General features: G+C 33.2%; 22 protein-coding genes and 1 pseudogene. All 23 read left to right on the plus strand.

Features of this window, described 5'->3' with window-relative positions:
* Positions 1-89 precede the first annotated feature (89 nt).
* The 23 genes and pseudogenes from H8707_RS05450 (at position 90) to H8707_RS05560 (ending at position 22,524) form a co-directional block, all read left to right on the plus strand.
* Positions 90-2,420 carry an ATP-dependent DNA helicase gene (locus tag H8707_RS05450; RefSeq protein WP_262429127.1) on the plus strand — a complete coding sequence of 777 codons (2,331 nt, stop codon included), beginning with the start codon at positions 90-92 and terminating at the stop codon, positions 2,418-2,420.
* 91 nt (positions 2,421-2,511) lie between these two features.
* On the plus strand, positions 2,512-4,281 hold the full coding sequence (locus H8707_RS05455; RefSeq protein WP_262429128.1) for a WG repeat-containing protein: 1,770 nt from the start codon (positions 2,512-2,514) through the stop codon (positions 4,279-4,281).
* A 23-nt stretch (positions 4,282-4,304) separates the two neighbouring features.
* The gene (rlmD, locus tag H8707_RS05460; protein WP_262429129.1) at positions 4,305-5,663 is read left to right on the plus strand and encodes a 23S rRNA (uracil(1939)-C(5))-methyltransferase RlmD; all 1,359 of its coding nucleotides are present in this window, start codon (positions 4,305-4,307) and stop codon (positions 5,661-5,663) included.
* A gap of 222 nt (positions 5,664-5,885) precedes the next feature.
* The gene (locus H8707_RS05465; RefSeq protein ID WP_216585327.1) at positions 5,886-6,299 is read left to right on the plus strand and encodes a DUF3788 domain-containing protein; all 414 of its coding nucleotides are present in this window, start codon (positions 5,886-5,888) and stop codon (positions 6,297-6,299) included.
* 8 nt (positions 6,300-6,307) lie between these two features.
* Positions 6,308-6,721: a DUF3795 domain-containing protein gene (locus tag H8707_RS05470; protein WP_262429130.1), complete on the plus strand. Its 414-nt coding sequence runs from the start codon at positions 6,308-6,310 to the stop codon at positions 6,719-6,721.
* A 355-nt stretch (positions 6,722-7,076) separates the two neighbouring features.
* Entirely contained in the window at positions 7,077-7,367 is a 291-nt protein-coding gene (locus H8707_RS05475) for a response regulator (protein WP_262429131.1), read from the plus strand.
* An 857-nt stretch (positions 7,368-8,224) separates the two neighbouring features.
* Positions 8,225-8,563 (plus strand): multidrug transporter, encoded by a 339-nt coding sequence (locus H8707_RS05480; protein ID WP_262429132.1) that lies wholly within the window; start codon positions 8,225-8,227, stop codon positions 8,561-8,563.
* A 63-nt stretch (positions 8,564-8,626) separates the two neighbouring features.
* Positions 8,627-10,264, plus strand: coding sequence for an SWIM zinc finger family protein (locus H8707_RS05485; RefSeq protein ID WP_262429133.1), 1,638 nt, complete (start codon positions 8,627-8,629; stop codon positions 10,262-10,264).
* A gap of 108 nt (positions 10,265-10,372) precedes the next feature.
* Complete coding sequence (locus H8707_RS05490) at positions 10,373-10,849, plus strand: PIN domain-containing protein (RefSeq protein ID WP_262429134.1); 477 nt, start codon at positions 10,373-10,375, stop codon at positions 10,847-10,849.
* Positions 10,833-11,057: a hypothetical protein gene (locus tag H8707_RS05495; protein ID WP_262429135.1), complete on the plus strand. Its 225-nt coding sequence runs from the start codon at positions 10,833-10,835 to the stop codon at positions 11,055-11,057. The genes H8707_RS05490 and H8707_RS05495 overlap by 17 nt, the downstream gene beginning before the upstream one ends.
* Before the next feature lie 502 nt (positions 11,058-11,559).
* Positions 11,560-11,976, plus strand: a complete 417-nt coding sequence (arr, locus tag H8707_RS05500; protein ID WP_130806155.1) for an NAD(+)--rifampin ADP-ribosyltransferase — start codon at positions 11,560-11,562, stop codon at positions 11,974-11,976.
* Positions 11,977-12,023: 47 nt separating this feature from the next.
* Positions 12,024-12,248 (plus strand): annotated as a pseudogene (locus tag H8707_RS05505) (hypothetical protein); the annotation flags it as partial.
* Between the two features lie 27 nt (positions 12,249-12,275).
* Positions 12,276-13,115 carry a nucleotidyltransferase domain-containing protein gene (locus H8707_RS05510; protein WP_262429136.1) on the plus strand — a complete coding sequence of 280 codons (840 nt, stop codon included), beginning with the start codon at positions 12,276-12,278 and terminating at the stop codon, positions 13,113-13,115.
* Positions 13,112-13,753 carry a Vat family streptogramin A O-acetyltransferase gene (locus tag H8707_RS05515; RefSeq protein ID WP_262429137.1) on the plus strand — a complete coding sequence of 214 codons (642 nt, stop codon included), beginning with the start codon at positions 13,112-13,114 and terminating at the stop codon, positions 13,751-13,753. Before H8707_RS05510 ends, H8707_RS05515 begins: the two co-directional genes overlap by 4 nt.
* A 19-nt stretch (positions 13,754-13,772) precedes the next feature.
* Complete coding sequence (locus H8707_RS05520; protein WP_262429138.1) at positions 13,773-14,771, plus strand: nucleotidyltransferase domain-containing protein; 999 nt, start codon at positions 13,773-13,775, stop codon at positions 14,769-14,771.
* A gap of 57 nt (positions 14,772-14,828) precedes the next feature.
* Positions 14,829-15,575: a class I SAM-dependent methyltransferase gene (locus tag H8707_RS05525; RefSeq protein ID WP_262429139.1), complete on the plus strand. Its 747-nt coding sequence runs from the start codon at positions 14,829-14,831 to the stop codon at positions 15,573-15,575.
* Between the two features lie 88 nt (positions 15,576-15,663).
* Positions 15,664-16,779, plus strand: a complete 1,116-nt coding sequence (locus H8707_RS05530) for a GrpB family protein (RefSeq protein WP_262429140.1) — start codon at positions 15,664-15,666, stop codon at positions 16,777-16,779.
* A 44-nt stretch (positions 16,780-16,823) separates the two neighbouring features.
* On the plus strand, positions 16,824-17,318 hold the full coding sequence (locus tag H8707_RS05535; RefSeq protein WP_262429141.1) for an AAA family ATPase: 495 nt from the start codon (positions 16,824-16,826) through the stop codon (positions 17,316-17,318).
* A 663-nt stretch (positions 17,319-17,981) separates the two neighbouring features.
* Complete coding sequence (locus H8707_RS05540) at positions 17,982-18,176, plus strand: helix-turn-helix domain-containing protein (RefSeq protein ID WP_262429142.1); 195 nt, start codon at positions 17,982-17,984, stop codon at positions 18,174-18,176.
* A gap of 99 nt (positions 18,177-18,275) precedes the next feature.
* Entirely contained in the window at positions 18,276-18,974 is a 699-nt protein-coding gene (vanR, locus tag H8707_RS05545; protein WP_262429404.1) for a VanR-ABDEGLN family response regulator transcription factor, read from the plus strand.
* Positions 18,952-20,100 (plus strand): vancomycin resistance histidine kinase VanS, encoded by a 1,149-nt coding sequence (gene vanS, locus H8707_RS05550; protein WP_262429143.1) that lies wholly within the window; start codon positions 18,952-18,954, stop codon positions 20,098-20,100. Before vanR ends, vanS begins: the two co-directional genes overlap by 23 nt.
* Positions 20,101-20,193: 93 nt before the next feature.
* Positions 20,194-21,177 (plus strand): D-alanyl-D-alanine carboxypeptidase family protein, encoded by a 984-nt coding sequence (locus tag H8707_RS05555; RefSeq protein WP_262429144.1) that lies wholly within the window; start codon positions 20,194-20,196, stop codon positions 21,175-21,177.
* Between the two features lie 246 nt (positions 21,178-21,423).
* On the plus strand, positions 21,424-22,524 hold the full coding sequence (locus tag H8707_RS05560) for a TlpA disulfide reductase family protein (RefSeq protein ID WP_262429145.1): 1,101 nt from the start codon (positions 21,424-21,426) through the stop codon (positions 22,522-22,524).
* Positions 22,525-22,652: the final 128 nt, after the last annotated feature.

A 22,652-nucleotide genomic window follows, 5' to 3' on the forward strand; every position in this document is an offset into this window, starting at 1 on the left:
TGCAAGGATTGGTAGAGAGTTTGACCTCTGTTTTTTTCTTGCATTATAGGATATAATTTTACTTATATAAAGACTCAAGGATGATAGACATGGAAAACATTATAAAAGTATCGGTTAGGAATTTAATAGAATTTGTACTTCGCTCCGGGGATATAGACAATAGCTTTATGTCCATGAACAGAGCTTTAGAAGGTACCTTTGCTCATCAAAAGGTGCAGAAATCCTATGGATATGAGTATCAATCTGAGGTTTATTTAAAATATAGTATAGATTATGATAGATATAGAATTTTATTGGAAGGAAGGGCAGACGGTATCCTAACCCAAGGCGGGGAAACAATTATAGATGAAATAAAGAGTACTACTAGAAATCTTGAGGATATTGAAGAGGACTATAACCCATTACATTGGGCGCAGGCAAAATGCTACGGATTTATTTATGCTACTCAAAACAATTTGGATGAAATAGGGATTCAACTTACATATTTTCACATAGAAACTGAAGAGATAAAGAAGTTTAATAGGATATTTTCAACAAATGAATTAAAGGACTTTTTATATGATGTAATTGATAAATATATCAAATGGGCAAATCTAACCTTTGATTGGGGAGAAATAAGGGATAAAAGCATTAAGACATTGGATTTTCCTTTTTCTAAATATAGAAAGGGACAAAGAGAACTAGCTGTTGCAGCATATAAAACAATTAGGGAAGGTAAAAATATATTTGCGCAAGCTCCGACTGGAATCGGAAAGACCATGTCCACTCTATTTCCCAGCATTAAATCCATAGGTGAAGGAATTTCTTCCAAGATATTTTATCTTACAGCAAAGACAATCACCCGTGAAGTTCCTCTCAATTCAATGGAAATAATGATGAGTAAAGGCTTACGAGCCAAGGTATTAGTGATTACCGCCAAGGAGAAAATTTGCCTAAACCATGAGGTGAAGTGCAATCCCAGAGATTGTGCATATGCAAAGGGGCATTATGATAGGGTCAATGATGCTATAATGGACATCTTAAAAAATGAGGATTTAATATCTCGGGAAGTAATCATCTCATATGCAAAGAAATATAATGTATGTCCATTTGAATTTTCATTAGATATAAGTCTTTGGTGCGATGTGGTGATTTGCGATTACAATTATGTATTTGATCCTCAAGTCTATTTAAGACGATTCTTTGAAGCGGAAGGTCAAGATTATGTATTTTTAATAGATGAAGCTCACAACCTGGTGGATAGGTCAAGGGAAATGTTCTCGGCCTCCTTAAGCAAGGCGGATATTTTGCAATTAAAGGATATTTTTAAAGAAGAATATATACAGATTTATAAGAGCATGAACAAATTAAATACGATATTTAATAAATTGAAAAAAGATAAGGATATAAAGGATAATTTTTATCAAGTAGAAGAAATAAGCGATTTGTATTATCCGGTAACAAAGCTTATAGCTCAGATGGAGCCGTTTCTGATAGAAAAGAAGGATCATCCCGATTATGATAAGATATTGGAATTTTACTTCAATCTAATTACCTTTATAAAGATTTCGGATTTTTATGATGAGCATTATGTTACGAGTATTGAAAACAATGGAAGAGATATGGTACTAAAGCTATATTGTGCAGACCCTTCATATTTATTGAATTTAGCACTAAAAAGAGGCAGGACGGCAATTTTCTTTTCAGCTACCCTAACTCCATTAGAATATCATCGTGATCTACTGGGAGGCAACAAGGAGGATTATCATATTAGACTCAGCTCTCCTTTTCCAAGAGAGAATTTGTGTTTAATGGTAAATGATCATATCTCAACAAAATACAAGGATAGAGAAAAAACATATATTAATATAGTAGAAAGTATTGAAACATTTATTAATAGCAAGGTAGGGAATTATTTTATTTTTTTTCCTTCTTATATATATATGAAAAATATTTATGAGACCCTGGTTGAAAGAAATCCGGATAAAAATATAGTTATCCAAAATCCCTCAATGACAGAGGTCGAGCGTGAAGAATTTCTGTCAAGATTTAAAGATGAAAATGATTTGATAGCTTTTGCAGTAATGGGAGGTATTTTTTCAGAAGGAATTGATCTAGCCGGAGAAAAGCTCATAGGCGCAGCAATAGTTGGCGTCGGGATGCCTCAGATTTGTTTTGAAAGAGATATAATCAAGGACTATTTTAATCATAATAACAAAAATGGTTTTGATTATGCATATGTTTTTCCCGGAATGAATAAGGTATTGCAAGCCGCAGGAAGAGTTATCAGGACGGAAGAGGATAGAGGTGTGATTCTTTTAATAGATGATAGATATGGAACTTATAGATATAAAGAACTGTTCCCAAATGAATGGTCACATCATAAAAGGGTATCTGTAAAATATAATATGATAAATACGCTAAAGGAGTTTTGGAAGTAGAGGTGGTTCTGTGTTGGGTTCGTTGCTTTTTTTAATTTTGTTTATTATAATTTATAATATAGTTTCTACTACTTTTAGAAGAGGTGGCATTATGAGAAGAAGCAAAATAGCTGTATTAGCAATAATAATTTTAATAAGTTTGACAGGATGCACTAAGAAGGGAAATGTAAATTTGTATCCTGCTTATGAGTTACAAGATAATAAGAAGATTTGGGGATATATCAATGACAAAGGAAAATTCAAAATAGAGCCTAAATATGACGAGACCTTTGATTTTTCAGAAGAGGGATTAGCAAAAGTACAGTCAGAAAATTATTATGGTGTTGTCGATACAAGTGGAAAGGAAATACTGACTCCAAAATATCAATTTGTGTCCGATTTTGAAAATGGATATTTTTATGCCTTTGACGGTAAGTATAGTCATTTATTTAATTATAAAGGAGAAGAACAGTTTTCTACAGATGAATTTATGTATATTGGTCCATACAGCGATGGAATATTTACAGTGGCTGAGATTGGAGATAATGGTCAGCCAACATTCGGGTACTTAGATAAATCTGGTAAAAATATCATTGAACCTAAATTTAGCGAAGCTTGGGATTTTGTAGATGGTAAAGCATTGGTAAAAGAAAATGAAGGATATAAACTTTTAAATAAAGAAGGCAATATCCTTAAAGAATTGTCCTATGAGATGATGTCAAAGATGGAGGGCATGGATTTATATTTTTTTAAGGAAAATGAAAAAATCGGCATCGTTGATGGAAATGGGGAAGTAAAAGTTCAGCCCACATATAGTTCCATGAACCCTGAGGTGGATAATGGAATAATCATAGTCAATGAATCAGAAGATTTTGGATTGATTGATACCAATGGAAATGAAGTTCTTGAAATGAAATATGAGGATATAAAATCATTAGGAGAAGGCTGTTTTGCGGTAAAGGGAAATGGGAAATATGCACTATTTAAAGCCAAAGGAGAGTCCAAATTCACCACGGATTTTATTTACGATAATATTGGCAGCAATAAGGTCAAGATAAATACGGATTTAGTTTGTGCATATGATGGAGAAAATTCCTATTTGATAGACTTATCAGGGGAGAAGTCATTTAAAGGACCGGAGTTCAATGGTAATGCTGATATTTATTATAACGGATCCGTTAGCAAAGTTTTAGCAAATAACAAATTATCCTATTATAATTCCAAGGGTGAGATAATTTGGGAGGAAAAGAATATATACCAATTAAGTGAAAATGCACAGGTGATTGAAGATGTATTTGATGAAAAAGACGGTCTAAATATTAGGTATCCGGTAGTAGAAGGATTGAAGGATAAATCAGTAGAGGATGGCATAAATAAAAGATTATATGAAGGATTCGTAGAGGATATTGAAAATAAGAATGAATATACCTATTATAATACAAATTATACTGTTAGAAAAATAAATGATTTATTAACAATCAGCAAAACATCGGAATATTTGTTAAAAGATGATTTGTATCCAATTGCAACAGGAAAGGTTTATAATATCAATTTGAATAAGGGAACATTCTTTGAATTCGAGGATTTGTTCAAAGAAGACAGTGATTATAAAAGAATAATAGCAGATATGATTAGAGGCCAAATGGAGCAAAAAAATTCTCAAGGAGTCGGAATGTATGATTATGTTCAATGGGATGGCAACATAGACAATGTAGATTTTATAACAAATGGAAGTGTTATTGATATTTATTTCAACCCCGATGAGATGGTAAGTTACACAGAACAATTTCCAAAGTTTACAATAACACAAGAGGAAATTGAAGATATATTAGACTACAAATCGGAGTATTGGTGGGCATTTATGGTCAAAAGAGGATTTTAGAGCATATGGAAAGTGAGTGACTAATGGATAAAAATAAGAATACAATCGAATTTATAATAGATGAAGTTAATTTCCCCAATAAGGGCACTGCTGTGGTTAATGGAGAGGCAGTAAAATTTAAAGGCGGAATCAAGGGACAAAAGGTAAGTGCAAAAATCAGTAGAAGAAGAAGGGGAAATTTAGAAGTAAAATTGAATGAAGTTTTAGAGGACTCCCCACTTGAGACGGAAATGGGGTGTCCTCATTTTGGAGCATGCGGAGGATGTTTATATCAAAAATTGCCCTACGAAAAAGAAATAGAATATAAATTGAATCAAGTTCAAAGATTATTTGATGCTGAAGACATAGGAGTTGAAATAGAAGGTATAGAGAAAAGCCCTATAGTTAATGGATATAGAAACAAGATGGAGTACACTTTTGGGGATGAGGTAAAAGACGGACCATTAGCATTGGGAATGCATAAGAGAGGTAGATTTTATGAGGTTGTCAATGTAGATGAGTGCAATATTGTAGACAAAGATTTCACAACAATTCGAGAAACTGTCAGAGGATATTTTGAAGGCAAAAATACACCTTATTTCAAAAAAAGGTCTCATAAAGGAGTCCTAAGGCACCTAGTCATAAGAAAATCCGCATCAACAGGAGAAATCTTAATAAATATTGTAACTACAAGTCAAGAAAATTGGGACATAGAAGGATTTATAAACATGCTATTGAATATAGACGGTTTGAATGGGAAAATAGCAGGTATACTCCATAGCATAAATGATGGGTTGGGAGATATAGTCAAAGCGGATAAATTGGATATTCTTTATGGAAAGGACTTTATAATAGAAGAAATATTAGGATTAAAGTTTAAGGTATCACCTTTTTCTTTCTTCCAGACCAATACCTTAGGTGCGGAGAAGTTGTATTCCATTGCCAGAGAATTTGCCGGAGATATAGATGATAAGGTGGTATTTGATCTATATTCCGGAACAGGAACTATAGCACAAATCATGGCGCCGGTTGCAAAGAAAGTAATTGGGATAGAAATAGTAGAAGAAGCTGTGGAGAAGGCTCAAGAAAATGCAAGGCTCAATAATATTAGTAATGTAGAATTTATAGCAGGAGATGTGCTGAAGGCAGTGGACAATCTCAAGGGAAGACCGGATTTGATTGTAATAGATCCTCCGAGAGACGGAATTCACCCTAAAGCTATCAATAAAATCATAGACTTCAGTCCGGAAATATTTGTGTATGTATCCTGCAATCCTGTGACATTAGTTAGGGATTTGAAAGTATTTAGAGAAAGGGAATATGAGATAAAGAAAGTTAAGTTGATGGATATGTTCCCTAGGACTGGGCACGTTGAGGTTATCGTGAAGTTAGAAAAGCAATAGAGTGTAGTGATATCAATAGTTTAAGCCGTTGAATATAGATGGCATTCGATGGTTTCTGTATTTTGGGGAGTATATCCACTTAGATTTATAATTTCTGATGCTAAAAAAGAATGGATATAACTGTAATTTCGAATTGTTAAACGAACTTTTGTCCAATATAATATAATAAAATTATAAAGTAGCATCTTGATAAAATAGATATAGAAAAGGAGGCAAATTGAAATGTTAGAAAAGATACCATCAGAAGAGGAACTACAACAAATTATGGGCAAAGAGAAATTCAAAGCATGGACTGAAATTAATAGTTTTATTGAAAAGAATTATAATGTTGAGTCTATGTGGGACAAAGGAGGCAAAACAGGTATTTACGAACTTAAATATCGTAGAGGTGGCAAAACTCTTTGCGCGCTATACCCGCGGGAACTAGGTTTGAAGATTTTAGTGATCTTTGGAAAGGTGGAACGGGAAAAATTTGAGAATTCAAGACAAGAGTTCACCCAGTATATAAGGGATTTTTATGATAACACACATCAATATCATGATGGTAAATGGCTATATTTAGATTATAATAGAGATTTACTTGTTGATGATATTAAAAAGCTCATTTTAATAAAGAAAAAACCTAATAGGAAGTAGGGATAAATGTGATTAATCTAACTAAATGTGGTTATTGTTGTGATTTATGCAAAGCGTATTCACCTAATATATTAAAAAATGACCAGCGGAAAGAACTTTCTGAAATGTGGAAGAGTTGTTATGATCTTGATATTTCTCCTAAAAATATCTACTGTGATGGTTGCCGTTGCCAGAAGACGGAAGCAAAACTTATAGATACTGACTGTCCTGTAAGGAAATGTGACATAAATGAAGAACTTTCTCATTGTGGGGAATGTTCTAATTATCCCTGTGATAAATTTAATCAAAGAAAGGGATTATCAGCAAAAGAAGTTAAAAAAATATTAGGGTCTGATTATGATGATTCCCAATACAATGAGTATTTACTTGCATATGATAACAAGACTAGAATTGATGATTATAAGAGAAAGAGTATAGATTAACTGTATTAGTAGTAATGATTGACATCATGTTCTAGACATGGTATTGATCAATATGGAACTTCTATTTAGAAATATTATCCTACCACCAAGGTGGTAATATCTACTTACAACATCTTTATTGCCACCTCAAGGCATGTTGAGTGCGTGATTCTGATGACGTATTGTGTTTCAGACACGGAAAAATAGGGTTTAGGCACAACATGTAGTAGTTGAAGGGTGATTTCGGGGTCGGAAAACAGTGAAAAAACACCGTTTTTTGATCCTGTTTTTAGGGGTGTTTTATAGATGACATCGAATGATTGGGGTGATGACAAGGTAAAATAGTGATCTTATATTTAGATTGGAGGAAAATGATTTGGAAGAGAGAATTAAAATCTTAATTATTGATGATGATATTGATTTAGGGAGATTACTTGTTAATTGCCTAAGGAAGGAGAATTATCAACCAATCTATGCTGAAAATGGAATTATAGGATTGGAAAAGATGAAAAAAAGTAAATTTCACCTGATTATTTTAGATATAATGTTGCCAGAAGTAGATGGTTTTTCTGTAATAAGAAAAATAAGAGAAGTTAGTAATATTCCAGTTATAATGCTAACTGCCAAAAGTGAAGAAGGAGATAAGGTAAGGGGTCTCAAATTATAGGGGAGCAGAATTATATGTTTTGCTCCATTTTTGATGACAATACAGTTTATAAATTTAATGTATGATATAATTTTTATAATAAAAATAGATTCAAATTGTAAAGAATAAAGCCTTCAAAACATAGAAATTATTTGAGAGTTTGATTGCTTACAATTTGATATAGAAGTATTAGAATATGGCAGGAAAATACTAAGTGATTAAATACCAAAATAATAATGGTGAAGTAGCAAGATTCAAATTGGTCAGTGGAAGATACAAAAACATTAAGAAATTTGAGATTGTATAATCCAGCATTACTAAAAATACCCTGCCACCAAGAAACCAGTGGCTTGATATGACATCATTATTGTACACTTAAGGCATTGTGAAGTGATCGTGAAGTTGGAAAGGTAATATGCGATAGTGATATCAATGATTTTAGGGGGATTAAGGCATTGAATTAATAGATGACATTCAATGCCTTTTCTGTACTTGGGAACCTGTCCATTACAAAATTGAGTTTTCTTGTATTCGAGTATGCTTATGTTAATCTGAAAGTAGGTTATTTCAATTCGAAACTATACACACTTAGAAATATGTGTAGATTGATTTGAGTATATAGCTCTTAAGTCACTATAATTGATTTACAGCTTTCAGGGTAGTAATATTAATCACTTTCAAATTATAAATTTATATTTAATGATAAAATTAGATATAAATTCTAAAACGTTTGTTCCGATGTTAATATGGTACAATTATTATAAATATAAAGCGGAATATGCAATACTTACTGATTTCTTTTCTTGCAAAAATTTACATGCTATAGTAGGATACAACGGTAACATATATTCTTTGAAATTAGTGGGAGGTTTAAAATTTTGAAAGAGCAAGGATTTATGAAAAAAGATTGGATTATATTTAAAAATAAAATTGCTAATTGGCAGGAGGCCTATATGGATAGGCTCAATAAGGAGTACATAGAATTATTAAGTGAAGACGCTAATCCATCAGAAAAGTTTTGGAGACTGGACAAGAGATTAAAGGAAGATAGAAAGAAGACTGGCGTTCAATTAGAAATGAGTCGATCAAATCTTATTTATAACATTACTTCTCTTATAAATGATGGGGCGATTAGTTTTGAAGATCTCGAAGAATTCAGTAATGAGCTGAAGGAAACTGTGCGTGCCTTTATTGAGAGAGAGTTTAGACTATATTAAATTTGAATTGTAATTCAGTAATGTTACTAAAAAAGTATACCTTAGTATAAAGGAGCTAAGATAATGTGGAAATATTTATTCCAAGATCATATATTGGGAAGAGGCTTAGATTATTTCATTAATAGTCTTGTTGAAAATGTATATTTTAAGGGAAATATAATAGGGGCTACAGTATATGGAACTGAAAAATATAAAGTTGAGATTGTAAAAGAGGATGATGAAATAATAGAATTAAGTTGTAACTGTCCGTATGCAGATGATGGAAATAATTGCAAGCATATGGCTGCAGTATTATTTTGTCTGGAGGATAAAGATAGGGCTTTAAAAATAGAAGACATAGAAACAAACATTACTAAATTAGTAAAAGAAGCAGACACTGTGCTAGTTGAAGGTTTTTTAGTTGATATTTTAAAAAATGATGAAAAATTATTAAATAGATTCAAAAGTAGCTTACACTGTGACATCTCACAGGCAGATATGAAGCGTTATAAAAACCAAATAAATAATATTTTTAGAAGATATGCAGGATATCATGACTTTGTTGACTATAAAAATGCTTGTGATTTTATATCAGAAATTGAAGAACTTCTAGATAATGATATACAAGCAATGATAGATAATAATCAATTAAAGGAGGCCTTTGAACTTACTAATTATATATTTATTAAAGTAGGGAACCAAGATATGGATGATTCAGATGGAGGAACTGGACAGGTAGCCAACAGGTGTTTAGAAATATGGCAGGAAATATTAGATAATAGTAGCATTGAACTTAAAAGAAAGATATACAATTGGTTCACTGGGCATTTGAATGGTTCAGTTATAGATTACATGGAGAATTATATAGAAGAGATCATATTTGATGACTTTAAAGAAGATGAATTTATGGAAGAGAAAATTATTTTCCTAGATAATAAGATAAGAGAATATAAAAAAGAAGAAAATTCATGGTCTAATAATTATGGTCTTGGTGAATTGCTACTACGACGTATAAATATTATGGAGGAAATGGAGGTAAGCCAAAACATAATTGAAGATTACTGTAAGGAAAATTTGAAAATTAATAAAGTGAGAGAATATTATATTGATATTTGCATAGATAGAGAAGACTATGATATGGCAATTAAATTACTTAGGGAAGGTAAAGGCAAGGAAAAAGATTGGCCAGGAATTGTACTTGATTATAGTTTGAATTTAAAGAACTTATATAAGAAAACTGGGCAAGATAAGTTGTATAAAGAAGAGCTATGGTTGTTGGTTTTAAACTATAAAGCAGGGGATTTAGAATTATATAAAGAGTTAAAATCAATTTATACAGATAAAGAATGGATGGAAAAGAGGGAAATAGTTTTTACTAAATTATCCCCTTATAGTGGAGTTGATAAACTATATGTGCTAGAGGGATTATATGATAGATTAATTAAGATAGTTATAGATTCTAATGGCTTGTATATGTTAATAGAGTATGAAGAAATTTTAAAAGATATTTATCCCAAAGAACTTCTTGATAAATATGAAAATACAGTAAAGTCTATGGCAACGAATACCTCTGGCAGGGGATATTATAGAGAGATGGTATCTATTTTAAGGAGAATGAAGAAATACCCAAAAGGTAAGGAAAAGGTATCGGAAATTGCAAGTGAATGGAAATCCAAATATAGGAACAGACCTGCAATGATGGATGAACTAAGTAAACTATAGTATACGAAGATTTTTTATTATGGATAGGTTATATTGGATAGGACAGATTTTCTTTAGATATGATATAATAAATATAAGAGGGGCACATAGATAGGTGGGGGAATATAGATGAAAGTATATTTTGATATGAATATATACAATAGAGTATTTGATGATCAAACACAGATAAGAATAAGATTTGAGTCTATGGCAATAGATATTTTATTTGAATTAATCGAAAAGGGAAAATATGAATTAGTTTGGTCGTTTATTTTGGAATATGAAAATAGTAGAAATCCTTTTATAGAGAGGAAACTTAATATTATATCTATTTCTACCTTGTGTAATGATGTAATACAGCCTAATGATAATATTAAACTAATAGCCAAAGATATAGTTATGAAATCAAATACAAAAGGTAAAGATGCTTTACACCTTGCCTCAGCTGTATATGGGGGCTGCAAATATTTTATAACATGTGATGATAAATTTATAAAGGCAGTAGAAAAAAATAGAGATAATTTGAAAGAAATAATCAAAAATATTAAACTATACAATCCTATAGATTTTCTTAGAAAGGAGATGGATATTGATGTTATTGAATGAAAAAAGTAAATTCACAGATAAAGAAATAATAGAAAAGGGTTCTAGAGCATTAATAAAAGAACTAGGATACTCTGGATTTTTACGATTCATACGCCATTCCGAAGGAATAAGTAAAGAAGATTATTTGAAGCTAGAGGATGAAATATTTGATGATATGTCTTTAGATGAAATGTTTGATAATGCAAAAGAACACTGGGAAAATAGATAATAAATTAGTGGTTTATGTAAACCTAGACTTATCACATCCTTATAAAAAAATTAAGAAAAATATAAATAATTAAGTAATGTAAATTGTAAACAACAAAGCCTTTGAATTAATAATTTGAGGGCTTTATTGTTTATAATTTTAATACAAAGATGTCATTATGCATTAGTAGACAAATAAATAGATGCGAATTAAGAAATATATCCTACCACCAAGGGGCTACTATCTACCTACGACATCATTATTGTACTCCCAAGGCACGTTGAGAGTATAATTCTGATGACGCATTGTGGTTCAGAGGGCAAAAAGTAGAACTTGACCACAACATATAGTGGTTTAAGGTCGGTTTTGGAGCAAAAAATGAGTGAAAAAACACCGTTTTTTGACCCCTATTTTTGGGGTGATTTATAGATGACATAAGGGAATTTGAATATAAGTATAGCAGAAAAAGATATAGATAATAAATGATATGCATAAATCAAAAAAATATAAGAGGTGGATCAGTATGGATAACAAACATGATGTTTTAGATAATGGACCTTTCTTTCATGGTACTAAAGCAGAACTTAAAATTGGAGATTTATTAAAACCGCAACACTTATCAAATTACCAAGATAAAAAATCCAACTATATATATTTTACTGCAACATTAAATGCTGCTAAATGGGGTGCTGAATTAGCAGCATCTGAATCAAAGGAAAGAATTTATATTGTAGAACCATTAGGTGATTTTGAAAATGATCCGAACTTAACTGATAAAAGATTTCCTGGAAACCCCACACGTTCTTATAGATCTAAATCTCCTTTGAAAATAATAGCTGAATTAGGATCATGGGAAAGACATTCTGATGAAGAAATAAATAATATGCTTACATCTTTAAAAAAGATACAGGAGGAAGGAAAATATATAATATACGATTAATCCTGGAGGATCCTTTCAACTGGGCGCGATTGCTGAATAAGTAGTTTCAAATGGCTCTTTTTCAAGAAAAAATTAAACCTGAATATTTAGGACGTGTGTTTTCTTTTACAGGAAGCATTATGTCACTGGCTATGCCGCTAGGTTTAATTCTATCAGGAATATTTGCTGATAGAAATGGTGTAAATAATTGGTTTTTAATATCTGGAACCCTAATAGTTGGTATTGCCCTAGTTTGCCCACTTATTCCAGTTATTAAATTGTTAGATGAATAATAAAAAGTAATAAAGGAGTGTTTTGATATGGTAGATAATATTATTCAATTAGTGAGAGAAAAATTATCCTCTTTGTCATATATAGAAGGCATAGTTTTAGGTGGTTCACGTGCTAGAGGTACGCATACGGAGGATTCTGATATAGATATCGGAATCTATTACAATTCAGAATTATTTGACCTGATAGCGATTAATCAAATTGCTACAGATTTGGATGATGAGAATAGAAGTAATCTCATTGTACCTCCCGGAGCGTGGGGTGATTGGATTAATGGTGGCGGATGGTTAGTTATAAATGGGTATCATGTTGACTTGATTTTACGTGATATAAAACGGGTGGAACAAATAATCAAAGATACTGAGCAGGGAATTGTTACGGCTAATTATCAGACGGGGCATCCCCATGGATATATAAGTACTATGTATCGAGGAGAATTAGCGATTAGCAAAATACTATATGCCAAGAATGAAAGCTTATGCGAATTTAAAAAACTGGCAGAAACTTACCCCGCTGCCTTGCGGAAAAGTTTAGTTGACTTTTTTATATTTGAAGCAGAGTTCTCTTTAATGTTTGCTAAGGACAATATAGACAAAGACGATTTATCCTATGTTTGTGGACATTGCTTTCGAAGTATATCTTGTTTAAATCAGGTCTTATTTGCGGTGAATAGAGAATACTGTATAAATGAGAAAAAGGCTGTTAGGATGATTGAAGATTTTAAAATCAAGCCAAGCAATTACAAGGAAAGGGTGGATAAGGTTATTTCCTTAATGTCAACTGACGCAGATTGTACAAGAAAAGGAATAGATATACTTGAAGGATTAATCAATGAGGTAGAAAGCCTAAAAGGAGTGAGTATTTTATGACTGGACCAGATAAGAAGAAACTTTATCCCAATGAAAATATAAAGACTGTTTGTTATATAAGCAATTTGCCTAAAAGATCCAATGTTGAGATTGGGGAATATACCTATTATAGCGATAATAATAAATCTCCTGAGAAATTCTATGATAATATAGAGCACCACTACGAATTCTTGGGGGATAAACTGATAATAGGCAAGTTCTGCGCAATTGCAGAGGGTGTTAAGTTTATCATGAATGGAGCAAATCACAGAATGGATGGAATTACAACCTATCCGTTTAATATATTTGGTTGTGGGTGGGAAAAGATAACACCTACAATAGAGCAACTTCCTTTCAAGGGTGATACAGTAATCGGCAACGATGTTTGGATAGGGCAATATGTTACTATCATGCCGGGTGTTAAAATTGGTGATGGTGCTATTATTGCTGCTAACTCAACTGTAGTAAAAAGTATTGAATCTTATGCAATATATGGTGGTAACCCAGCCAAATTTATCAAGAAACGGTTTAGTGATGAAAAGACTCAATTTTTGCTAAAGCTAGGGTGGTGGAACTGGGATGAAGAGAAGATATTTAATAATCTTGAAAAGCTGACATCAGAATCTGGGTTAGAAGAATTAATGGAAAATAATAAATAAGATTATAAAGTGAGATTTTATGAATAATAAAGAAATTGTAACTAAGGAAAATCTAATAGAAGTATTGGATTTATTAGATAGTATGGAAATGAAATATTGGATAGATGGTGGCTGGGGAGTAGATATTTTACTTGGGAAACAAAACAGAGAACATCGAGATATTGACGTTGATTTTGATGGAGAGTTTACGAAAGCTCTATTATATAAACTGAAAGAAATAGGTTATGAAATAGTAGTTGATTGGAGCCCTTCACGTATTGAATTATACCATCCTGAATTGGGATATATAGATATACATCCTTTAATAATAAATAAAGATGGAAGTGCCAGACAGGCTGATCCACAAGGTGGTTGGTATGAGTTTGAAGCAAAATGGTTTTCCACTGCAGTGTTTGAAGGTCGAGTTATTCCATGTATTTCTGCTGAAGCTCAAAAATTATTTCACAGTGGATATGAGCTTAGAGAAGTTGATAAAATCGACATGAAAAATTTGGAGAAACTGAAGAGGGCAATCTATTTAATCACCGGCGTTATGGGGTCCGGAAAATCTACTGTAGCTCAATTGCTTGCCTCAAAGATAAAAAAGGGAGTGCATCTACGGGGCGATATATTTCGTAAAATGATTGTTTCTGGACGGGCTGATATGTCCGTGCAGCCGTCTGAAGAAGCTGTCAGCCAACTACATCTGCGTTACCGTTTGGCTGCCGATGCGGCAAAAACCTATTATGATAACGGCTTTTCCGTCGTCTTGCAGGACAACTACTACGGCAAGGAATTAACCCGCATATTGAGTATGTTAAAGGATTATTCTGTAAATGTAATAGTATTATGCCCAGATGTGGAGACAGTAAAAAAGCGTGAGAAGATGCGAGAGAAAATCGGGTATACCGGTTTTTCAGTAGAAACTCTGCATGCAGACTTCATGAGAGAAACTCCGAAAGTTGGATTCTGGCTAGACACTTCAGAGCAGTCTCCGGAACAATCAGTCCAGGATATTCTATTGCACTTCGATGAATAGTAGTGCATATGTAGCGTAGCGATATTTAAAAAATAGATATTATTGAAGGAGACTAAAATGGATTTATTAGAATTAATCATAGAGTTTCACAAGGATAACGAACGGCAGGGACCGGGCAGTGAAGAAGCAACATTGAAAGCCCTTAAGCTTATTCCTTATTTGAATGAAAAAACTAAAATATTGGATATTGGCTGTGGATCAGGAGGTCAGACAATAACCCTTGCAAAAAACACAGCTGCACAAATCACAGCGGTCGATATGCTGCCGCAGTTTTTAGAAATGCTTATGAAAAAAGCCAAAGAGAATAACCTTATTAATCGTATTGTAGCCGAAGAAATGCTGATGGATAATTTAACATTTGAGAAAAATTCTTTTGATGTTATATGGTCGGAGGGGGCAATCTACAACATCGGCTTTGAAAATGGCCTGTACCTGTGGAGAAAATATTTGAAGGATAACGGGTTTATCGCTGTTTCAGAAATTTCATGGCTAACCGATACAAGACCAGAGGAAATCCAGCAGTACTGGGTTAATGCATATCAAGAGATTGATACAATCGAGAATAAGCTATCAGTTATTGAGAAATGCGGATATACTTCTGTCGCCCATTTTGTGCTAGATTATAAATGCTGGATAGATAATTATTATCAACCGATATTGGAAAGGTCAGAAGCATTCTTGAAAAAATATGATTATGCTGATGAAGTTAAAGAATTCGTTGAAGCAGGTAAAATTGAAGCCGACATGTATAATCGGTTTAAGGATTATTACAGCTATGTATTTTATATCGCAAAGAAAAAATAGCTGCTAAAAATTATTTGATAATATACTGATTGACTTAAGCAAATGTGGAATATGCTTTTTTCGGTGTTTAGAAAGGCAGGGTGAATACGTGATAAAATATATTACTTTACTTCGCGGTATTAATGTTGGCGGAAAAAACAAAGTATCAATGAAAGAATTAAGGGAATTGCTGGAGAAAAAAGGTTTTCAGGATGTGGTTACGTATATTAACAGTGGCAACATTATATTTTCGAGTGATAATACTGACATTGAATTTTTGAAAAGGAACTGTGAAGCTTTGATTTTTGAGAAGTTCAAGCTGGAACTTTCATTGATGGTCATATCTGCTGAAGAATTGATTGACGCACTAAGCAGTGCACCTGAATGGTGGGATGTTGATAAGGAAGCTAAACATAATGCTATATTTGTTATACCGCCAACCACTGTGGATGAAGTATTTAAGGAAGTGGGAGAAATTAAGCCTGAATATGAAAAAGTCAGCAGTATTGGCAGAGTAATATTTTGGTCTGCTCCATTAAAAACATTCTCAAGGACACGCTGGTCTAAAGCCGTGGGGAAATCTGTTTACAACTGCATTACAATCAGAAACGCCAATACTGTAAAGAAGTTGGTGGAGTTGTGTAAATCTGATAATAGCTCCATGCCTACGACAGATGAAGAGCTGCAAAAGAACATGATTGGTGAGCTTAAGCCACATAATGCACCGATTACACTTGTTGAATACGATCCAAGTTGGCCTGATTTATTTGAGCGAGAAGCGAATAAAATTCGTTCAGTACTAGGCAACAAAGTACTGCAGATTGAACATGTTGGCTCAACCTCGGTGCCGGGGCTTTGTGCCAAACCAATCATTGATATGATACTGGTTGTGGAGAACTCTGCCGAAGAGCCATCCTATGTCCCAGCTATGGAAACTACTGGTTATACATTGAGAATTCGGGAGTCTGACTGGTTCGAGCACCGTCTGTTTAAAGGACCTGATACTGATATCAACCTGCATGTGTTCAGTTCAGGCACATCTGAGATTGACAGAATGTTACGTTTTAGAGATTGGTTACGGTCCAATGAAACTGATCGGGACAAATATGCACAAGTCAAGCGAAGCTTGGCAAAAAATAAGTGGAGGTATGTTCAGCACTATGCGGATGCCAAAACATCAATAGTACAGAAAATCATGAAAAGAGCGAATGGTAATAATGCTTAAGGAGAGTGTCATGTTTTCTTGATTTGTTATAGGAGGTTATATCAATGAAAAATACAGTAGATAATTTGTCAAAAAGTAAAGTTATTTTAATGTGCGGCCCTGCGGGAGCAGGTAAATCAACATTAGCAAAAAAATTTGAAAGTACCGGGATGACAATACTATCTTATGATGAAGAATCATTCAAACGAGGTTTGAAAGAACATCCTTTACCTCAGGAGGTTTTAGAAGATATTAAAACCTATCTTGATGAAAAACTAATTTCACTTATCATGCAAAACATTGATATTGTTCTCGATTATTCATTTTGCTCTAGAGAAATGAGAAATGAATATATTTCATTATTAAAGAAATACGACATAGAACCCAAAATCTATTATATAAAGACACCTAAGGAAGTTGTTATGGAACGTATTCGAAAAAGAAACGGAAATCATCAAAATGATATCATATTGACGGAGCAAACAGCTTCCACTTATTATGATCATTTTCAACCCCCAACTGCTGAAGAAGGTGAAGTTATAGTAGTCGAGGGATATTAATATTGCGGTTTTAGGCATGGAAATTGTACTAGATGATAAGTTTTGTCAAATTTTTTGAAAGGTATACTTCCAACAAGGGGATACCAGCTTCAGGTGATATCATTATTGTCATCTCAGAGCATGTGGAGTGCGTAATAGGAATGCAAAGGAGAGATACTTAGAAATCCTGAGTTTTCAGCACTTTGCGCGATACACTACTTTCACAACAAATGGCGATGATTTTAAAAATAAGGTTTTGAAAAATAAAATCGATGTTTCCGTTGTATTGGACATGGAGTGTGTAGACAAGTTTATTCTATTCTCAAATTTAAATTAGAGTGTTCATACATGTCTATATTTAGCAGTGTGAAGCAAATTAAGACTGGGTAATGATGAGAGAATGTCGGTTTTGATGGCGTTCCCTTTTTATAATTATATAAGTAAGGTTAATGGTAATGAATTTATGAATGAGATTTTTAGTTATTATTCATATTCCGATATTTTCATAGAATCAGTTTGAATAGGGTTTATAACGTAAAGCTCAAATTCAAATTTACAAAGTCTTTTTCCGTTGTTTTTGATTTCGCATTGCTAGTTTTCCAGATCTAATTATTTCGTGCTTTTTCTTGATATTATACGGATATGCGCATATAATAAAGCTAACCTATCATGGAGGTTGGCAAAATGTTAGACTATATTTCTGTTCGGGATGCCGCAATTAAATGGGGTATTTCTGAACGTAGAATACAAAAGCTTTGTGAAGAAAAAAGGATAGATGGTGTTGTGCGTTTTGGCCGTTCATGGGCGATACCAAAGGATGCTCCAAAGCCTGCCGATGGTAGGTTGAAAGAAAATAGGAAAAATAGCACATTATCTTAAGATAATCTTAAGGATTTTATAAGATTAAACCCACAAAACCGTTTTCGATTCCTTGATATGATATTATGGGCTTTTGTGAAAGAAGGAGTTGAGCAGACTATGACAGAAAGTATTTTAGTGATGGATGATGAACATTCTATTGCAGACTTGATTGAAGTATATTTAAAAAACGAAAATTATAATGTGTTTAAGTTCTATAATGGGCGGGATGCTTTGCAGTGTGTTAAAAGCCAAAATATAGATTTAGCAATATTGGATGTTATGCTCCCCGATATAGACGGTTTTTCAATCTGTCAGCAAATCAGGGAAAAGCATAATTTTCCGATTATCATGCTTACAGCCAAAGAAGAAGAAATCGATAAGATTACTGGGCTGACATTAGGTGCTGACGACTATATCACCAAGCCGTTCCGTCCATTAGAACTAATTGCTCGTGTAAAGGCACAGCTCCGGAGATTTACCAAATATAATTTCTCAGAGCCAAAACAGGAAGAACATTTGATTGCCTTTTCCGGTTTAGTATTGGACATGGATACTCATGAATGTACGCTGAATGAGAAAAAGCTCTCTCTCACGCCTACGGAATTTTCTATTCTTTGGATCCTTTGTTCCAATCGAGGACGAGTGGTAAGCTCTGAAGAATTGTTTCACGAGGTATGGGGAGACAAGTACTTTAGCAACAGCAATAATACGGTAATGGTTCATATTCGGCATTTAAGAAAAAAAATGCACGACAACGCGGAACATCCTAAATATATCAAAACGGTATGGGGAGTTGGCTATAAAATTGAAAAGTAACAGAGATAAAAGAAGGAATGATTATACAAAATTAAAAAGGAAAGTTTTTTTTCGAATGCTCCTTATTGTTTTTGCCACGGCTGCAACTGTTATTTTCCTGCGTTTTGTAATTCAAGAAAACTTCAGTGTTGGAGATAGCATTGTACAATTTTTAAAGAATAAGTTTTATTTGAGTGACAGCGATGCTGTAATAATTTATCGGTATACATTTCTTTATAATAAGGACATTATTACACTTATTATGATTCTCATATTTTTAGTTATTTTGCTTAGATTTTCAATTTCTTGGTTTACTAAATATTTTGATGAAGTAAGTAGCGGAATGGATAAACTTGTTGAGGAATCCAATGGTGAAATTACATTATCACCGGAATTGGATTTTATGGAAAACAAGCTGAATCAGATTAAAAACAACTTGGAAAAGAAGAAGAAAGCTGCACTTGATGCCGAGCAGCGCAAAAATGATTTGGTCGTTTACTTGGCTCATGATATAAAGACACCTCTGACCTCAGTTATAGGATACTTAAGTCTTCTGGATGAGGCTCCTGATATGCCTGCTGAACAGAAGGCAAAATATGTCGGTATTACCTTGGAAAAAGCTTATCGGCTAGAGCAGCTTATCAATGAGTTTTTTGAGATCACAAGATTCAATCTTCAAACTATTGTTTTGAATAAAGAAAAAATCAATTTACTGTTCATGCTCCAGCAGATGGCAGATGAATTCTATCCAATGCTGACTCCACAGGGAAAGCAGGTATCTGTCAATGTACCTGACGGACTCACTCTGTGGGGAGATGCAGAAAAACTGGCTCGTGTGTTCAATAATATTTTGAAAAATGCCATTGCCTATAGCGATGAAAATAGCGTCATTGACATTTCTGCAGGGCAGCAGGATAAAAATATTGTTATAACTTTTACTAATCAGGGAAATCCAATCCCACAGGCAAAGCTTGATGTTATTTTTGAAAAATTTTATCGATTAGATTCTGCACGTTCTACAAACACTGGTGGAGCAGGGCTGGGTTTGGCCATCGCCAAGGAAATTGTTACAGCTCACGATGGGACAATCACTGTAGAAAGTAACACAAAAAATACTATATTTACAGTAAAACTTCCTTTGCTTTAAGAAAATCTTAAGAAATTCATAAGGTGAAATTCCAACATGGCTCCTTATTCTGTGTTTAAATAATAATATCACAGCATAAGGAGTTGATTTATTATGGCACGAAAAGTAAAAAAGAAAAAGTCTGGAATACGCGTATTTGTAGCATTTCTATTGATGCTTGTAATTGCTGCTTTTGTGTACAAAGGTATCATTACTTTAGGGAGTCACCATATCTCAAAAGAAGAATATGGCGATAGAACAACTACCGTTCCTCCGTCAGAGATAGAACCTGATCACTCTGTCTCCATATCTTCATCTTCTGACAAACTGAACAGTACTAATGCTATTCTGATCTGTTTAAAAGATCAAACCACTCTGATGCAAAAAAATAGCGAGGAAAAGATCTATCCTGCTTCATTGACTAAAATGATGACAGCTATTGTTGCTATAGAAAATTTGACAAATTTGCAGAAAGAAATACAACTTACCCACTATACCTTTAATGGTCTTTACAGTGCTAATGCTTCTATGGCCGGTTTCCAGCCAGGTGAGAAGGTAAGGGCTATTGACCTTTTATACGGGGTGATGCTTCCAAGTGGTGCGGAGGCTTGTATCGGGCTTGCGGATGAAATCGCTGGTTCGGAAAAGGACTTTGTGAAGATGATGAATCAAAAGGCAGCAGATCTTGGCATGGGTAATACCCATTTTGAAAATACGACTGGACTTCATGATGAAAACCACTACACAACAGTTAAAGATCTGTCTATTCTTCTTAGCTATGCTTTGCAAAATGATACTTTCCGAGAGGTATTTACATCGTCTCGTCATTCCACACAACCCACAAATAAGCACCCTGGAGGAATAACCTTTTACAATACAATGTTTGAAAAGCTCACCAATAAAAACATTATTGGTGGAGAAATTTTAGGAGGCAAAACTGGATATACCGATGAAGCTGGTCTATGTCTGGCGAGTCTCGCCAGCGTGGATAATCAAGAGTATATTTTTATTTCAGCGGGTGCAAAAGGAAGCTTATATTCGGAACAGTTTAATATTACCGATGCAATAGCTGTATATAGCAGCATAGGGAAAAAATAAGTACTTATAAGATTTTCTCAAGGGTTTGATAAGTTAAAAATCCGATATAGCCTGTTTAATTTCGGTAAGATAAAATTACTGAATCGGATCGCTCATATTTTTTATGATAGGAGGTTTTTAACATGAAAAGAAAACGAATTACATAAACGTTTCTTTAGCTGTCAATTCACAGAATGAGAGAAGATTTTACATGTACATTAATATAAAAAATAAAAAAATATAATATAAAAATAAAGGAGAACAATTATGAAAAGGAGAATTATAACAGTTTTAATAACAGGAGTAATTTGTATGTCAATGGTTGCGTGCAATCAACCTAAAGGTGTAAATTCAAAGCAAGCTGAAGATGAAACTAAAATAGATACTGTAAAAGAAGATATAAAAGATGTAGATGTAAAACTTGATGAAAACGGAATTCAATTTAATCTGCCCGGTAAATGGAAAGAGAACGAGGGGAAAAATATAGATATATATAGACCCTTACCGGAAGAAAATATAGCAGGACAGATAGAAATTAGCTATATACTTGATGAAACTATAGCTAGGGGATTCGCAATGAAAAAAGAAGCAGATAAAATTCCCAAAACAGATGAAGAAGCAATCCAAAAAGCTGTAGCAGAACTTCGGGAGTTATATAAAGAGTTTAAAGAATTATGCATCATAGTAACTATAGATACGAGCAAAACAGAAGGTAAGGTTCAAAAGGAATTATTCTCAAAATATGAAAATAAGGATTTAATAGAAAAAGTGGATAATTTCGAATTTTACTTATTATACAATAATAAGGCTGATGTCAATGGTTTATCAGAAAACTCTCAGAAAGCTTATGAAGAAGCCTATGGTGAAATTAAGAATTTTAAAAGTTTGATTACTACATATAAACCGGTATCAGAAACGGAAGCAGTAAGCAAAAATATAGTTAAATTTAAAACTAAAACGCTAGAAGGTAAGGAAATAGATAGTAGTATTTTTAAAGATAGTAAACTTACAATGATAAATGTATGGGGTACATTTTGCACACCCTGTATAGCAGAACTGTCTGACCTTCAAAAGCTTTCAGAGGAAGTTAAGAGCCAGAACGTTAATGTAATTGGCATTGTTTCAGATACACCCGATAAAGATAATGAAGAATTAGCAAAGGAAATCTTATCTAAAAAAGGGGTGACATATACTAATATTATCCCAGATGAAACTATTATAAATAATATATTAGAAAAGATAGCATTAGTTCCTACTACCTTATTTGTAGATAGTGAAGGAAATGTTGTTGGAGATTTAATTGTTGGTTCTAAAGGTACAGAAGAGTATAAGAAGGAAATTGTAGATAGGCTTAAAAATATAGAATAATAACATTTAAGAAGTAAAATGGGCTGTTGCAAAATAACACTAAACTATATTATATAGTACAGGTTTAGAAAACTTTACTATAAGATGTAGTGGGGGAGATGTATTTTGCAACAGCCGCATTATAAAAA

It is taken from the genome of Paratissierella segnis, from assembly GCF_014385195.1.
GTDB lineage: Bacteria > Bacillota > Clostridia > Tissierellales > Tissierellaceae > Paratissierella > Paratissierella segnis.

Excerpts from the sequence above, each read along its gene's own strand:
- H8707_RS05450 (WP_262429127.1), top strand. The coding sequence starts at position 90 with ATGGAAAACATTATAAAAGTATCGGTTAGGAATTTAATAGAATTTGTA.
- H8707_RS05455 (WP_262429128.1), top strand. The coding sequence starts at position 2,512 with ATGAGAAGAAGCAAAATAGCTGTATTAGCAATAATAATTTTAATAAGT.
- rlmD (WP_262429129.1), top strand. The coding sequence starts at position 4,305 with ATGGATAAAAATAAGAATACAATCGAATTTATAATAGATGAAGTTAAT.
- H8707_RS05465 (WP_216585327.1), top strand. The coding sequence starts at position 5,886 with ATGTTAGAAAAGATACCATCAGAAGAGGAACTACAACAAATTATGGGC.
- H8707_RS05485 (WP_262429133.1), top strand. The coding sequence starts at position 8,627 with ATGTGGAAATATTTATTCCAAGATCATATATTGGGAAGAGGCTTAGAT.
- H8707_RS05490 (WP_262429134.1), top strand. The coding sequence starts at position 10,373 with ATGAAAGTATATTTTGATATGAATATATACAATAGAGTATTTGATGAT.
- arr (WP_130806155.1), top strand. The coding sequence starts at position 11,560 with ATGGATAACAAACATGATGTTTTAGATAATGGACCTTTCTTTCATGGT.
- H8707_RS05510 (WP_262429136.1), top strand. The coding sequence starts at position 12,276 with ATGGTAGATAATATTATTCAATTAGTGAGAGAAAAATTATCCTCTTTG.
- H8707_RS05515 (WP_262429137.1), top strand. The coding sequence starts at position 13,112 with ATGACTGGACCAGATAAGAAGAAACTTTATCCCAATGAAAATATAAAG.
- H8707_RS05520 (WP_262429138.1), top strand. The coding sequence starts at position 13,773 with ATGAATAATAAAGAAATTGTAACTAAGGAAAATCTAATAGAAGTATTG.
- H8707_RS05525 (WP_262429139.1), top strand. The coding sequence starts at position 14,829 with ATGGATTTATTAGAATTAATCATAGAGTTTCACAAGGATAACGAACGG.
- H8707_RS05535 (WP_262429141.1), top strand. The coding sequence starts at position 16,824 with ATGAAAAATACAGTAGATAATTTGTCAAAAAGTAAAGTTATTTTAATG.
- H8707_RS05540 (WP_262429142.1), top strand. The coding sequence starts at position 17,982 with ATGTTAGACTATATTTCTGTTCGGGATGCCGCAATTAAATGGGGTATT.
- vanR (WP_262429404.1), top strand. The coding sequence starts at position 18,276 with ATGACAGAAAGTATTTTAGTGATGGATGATGAACATTCTATTGCAGAC.
- H8707_RS05555 (WP_262429144.1), top strand. The coding sequence starts at position 20,194 with ATGGCACGAAAAGTAAAAAAGAAAAAGTCTGGAATACGCGTATTTGTA.
- H8707_RS05560 (WP_262429145.1), top strand. The coding sequence starts at position 21,424 with ATGAAAAGGAGAATTATAACAGTTTTAATAACAGGAGTAATTTGTATG.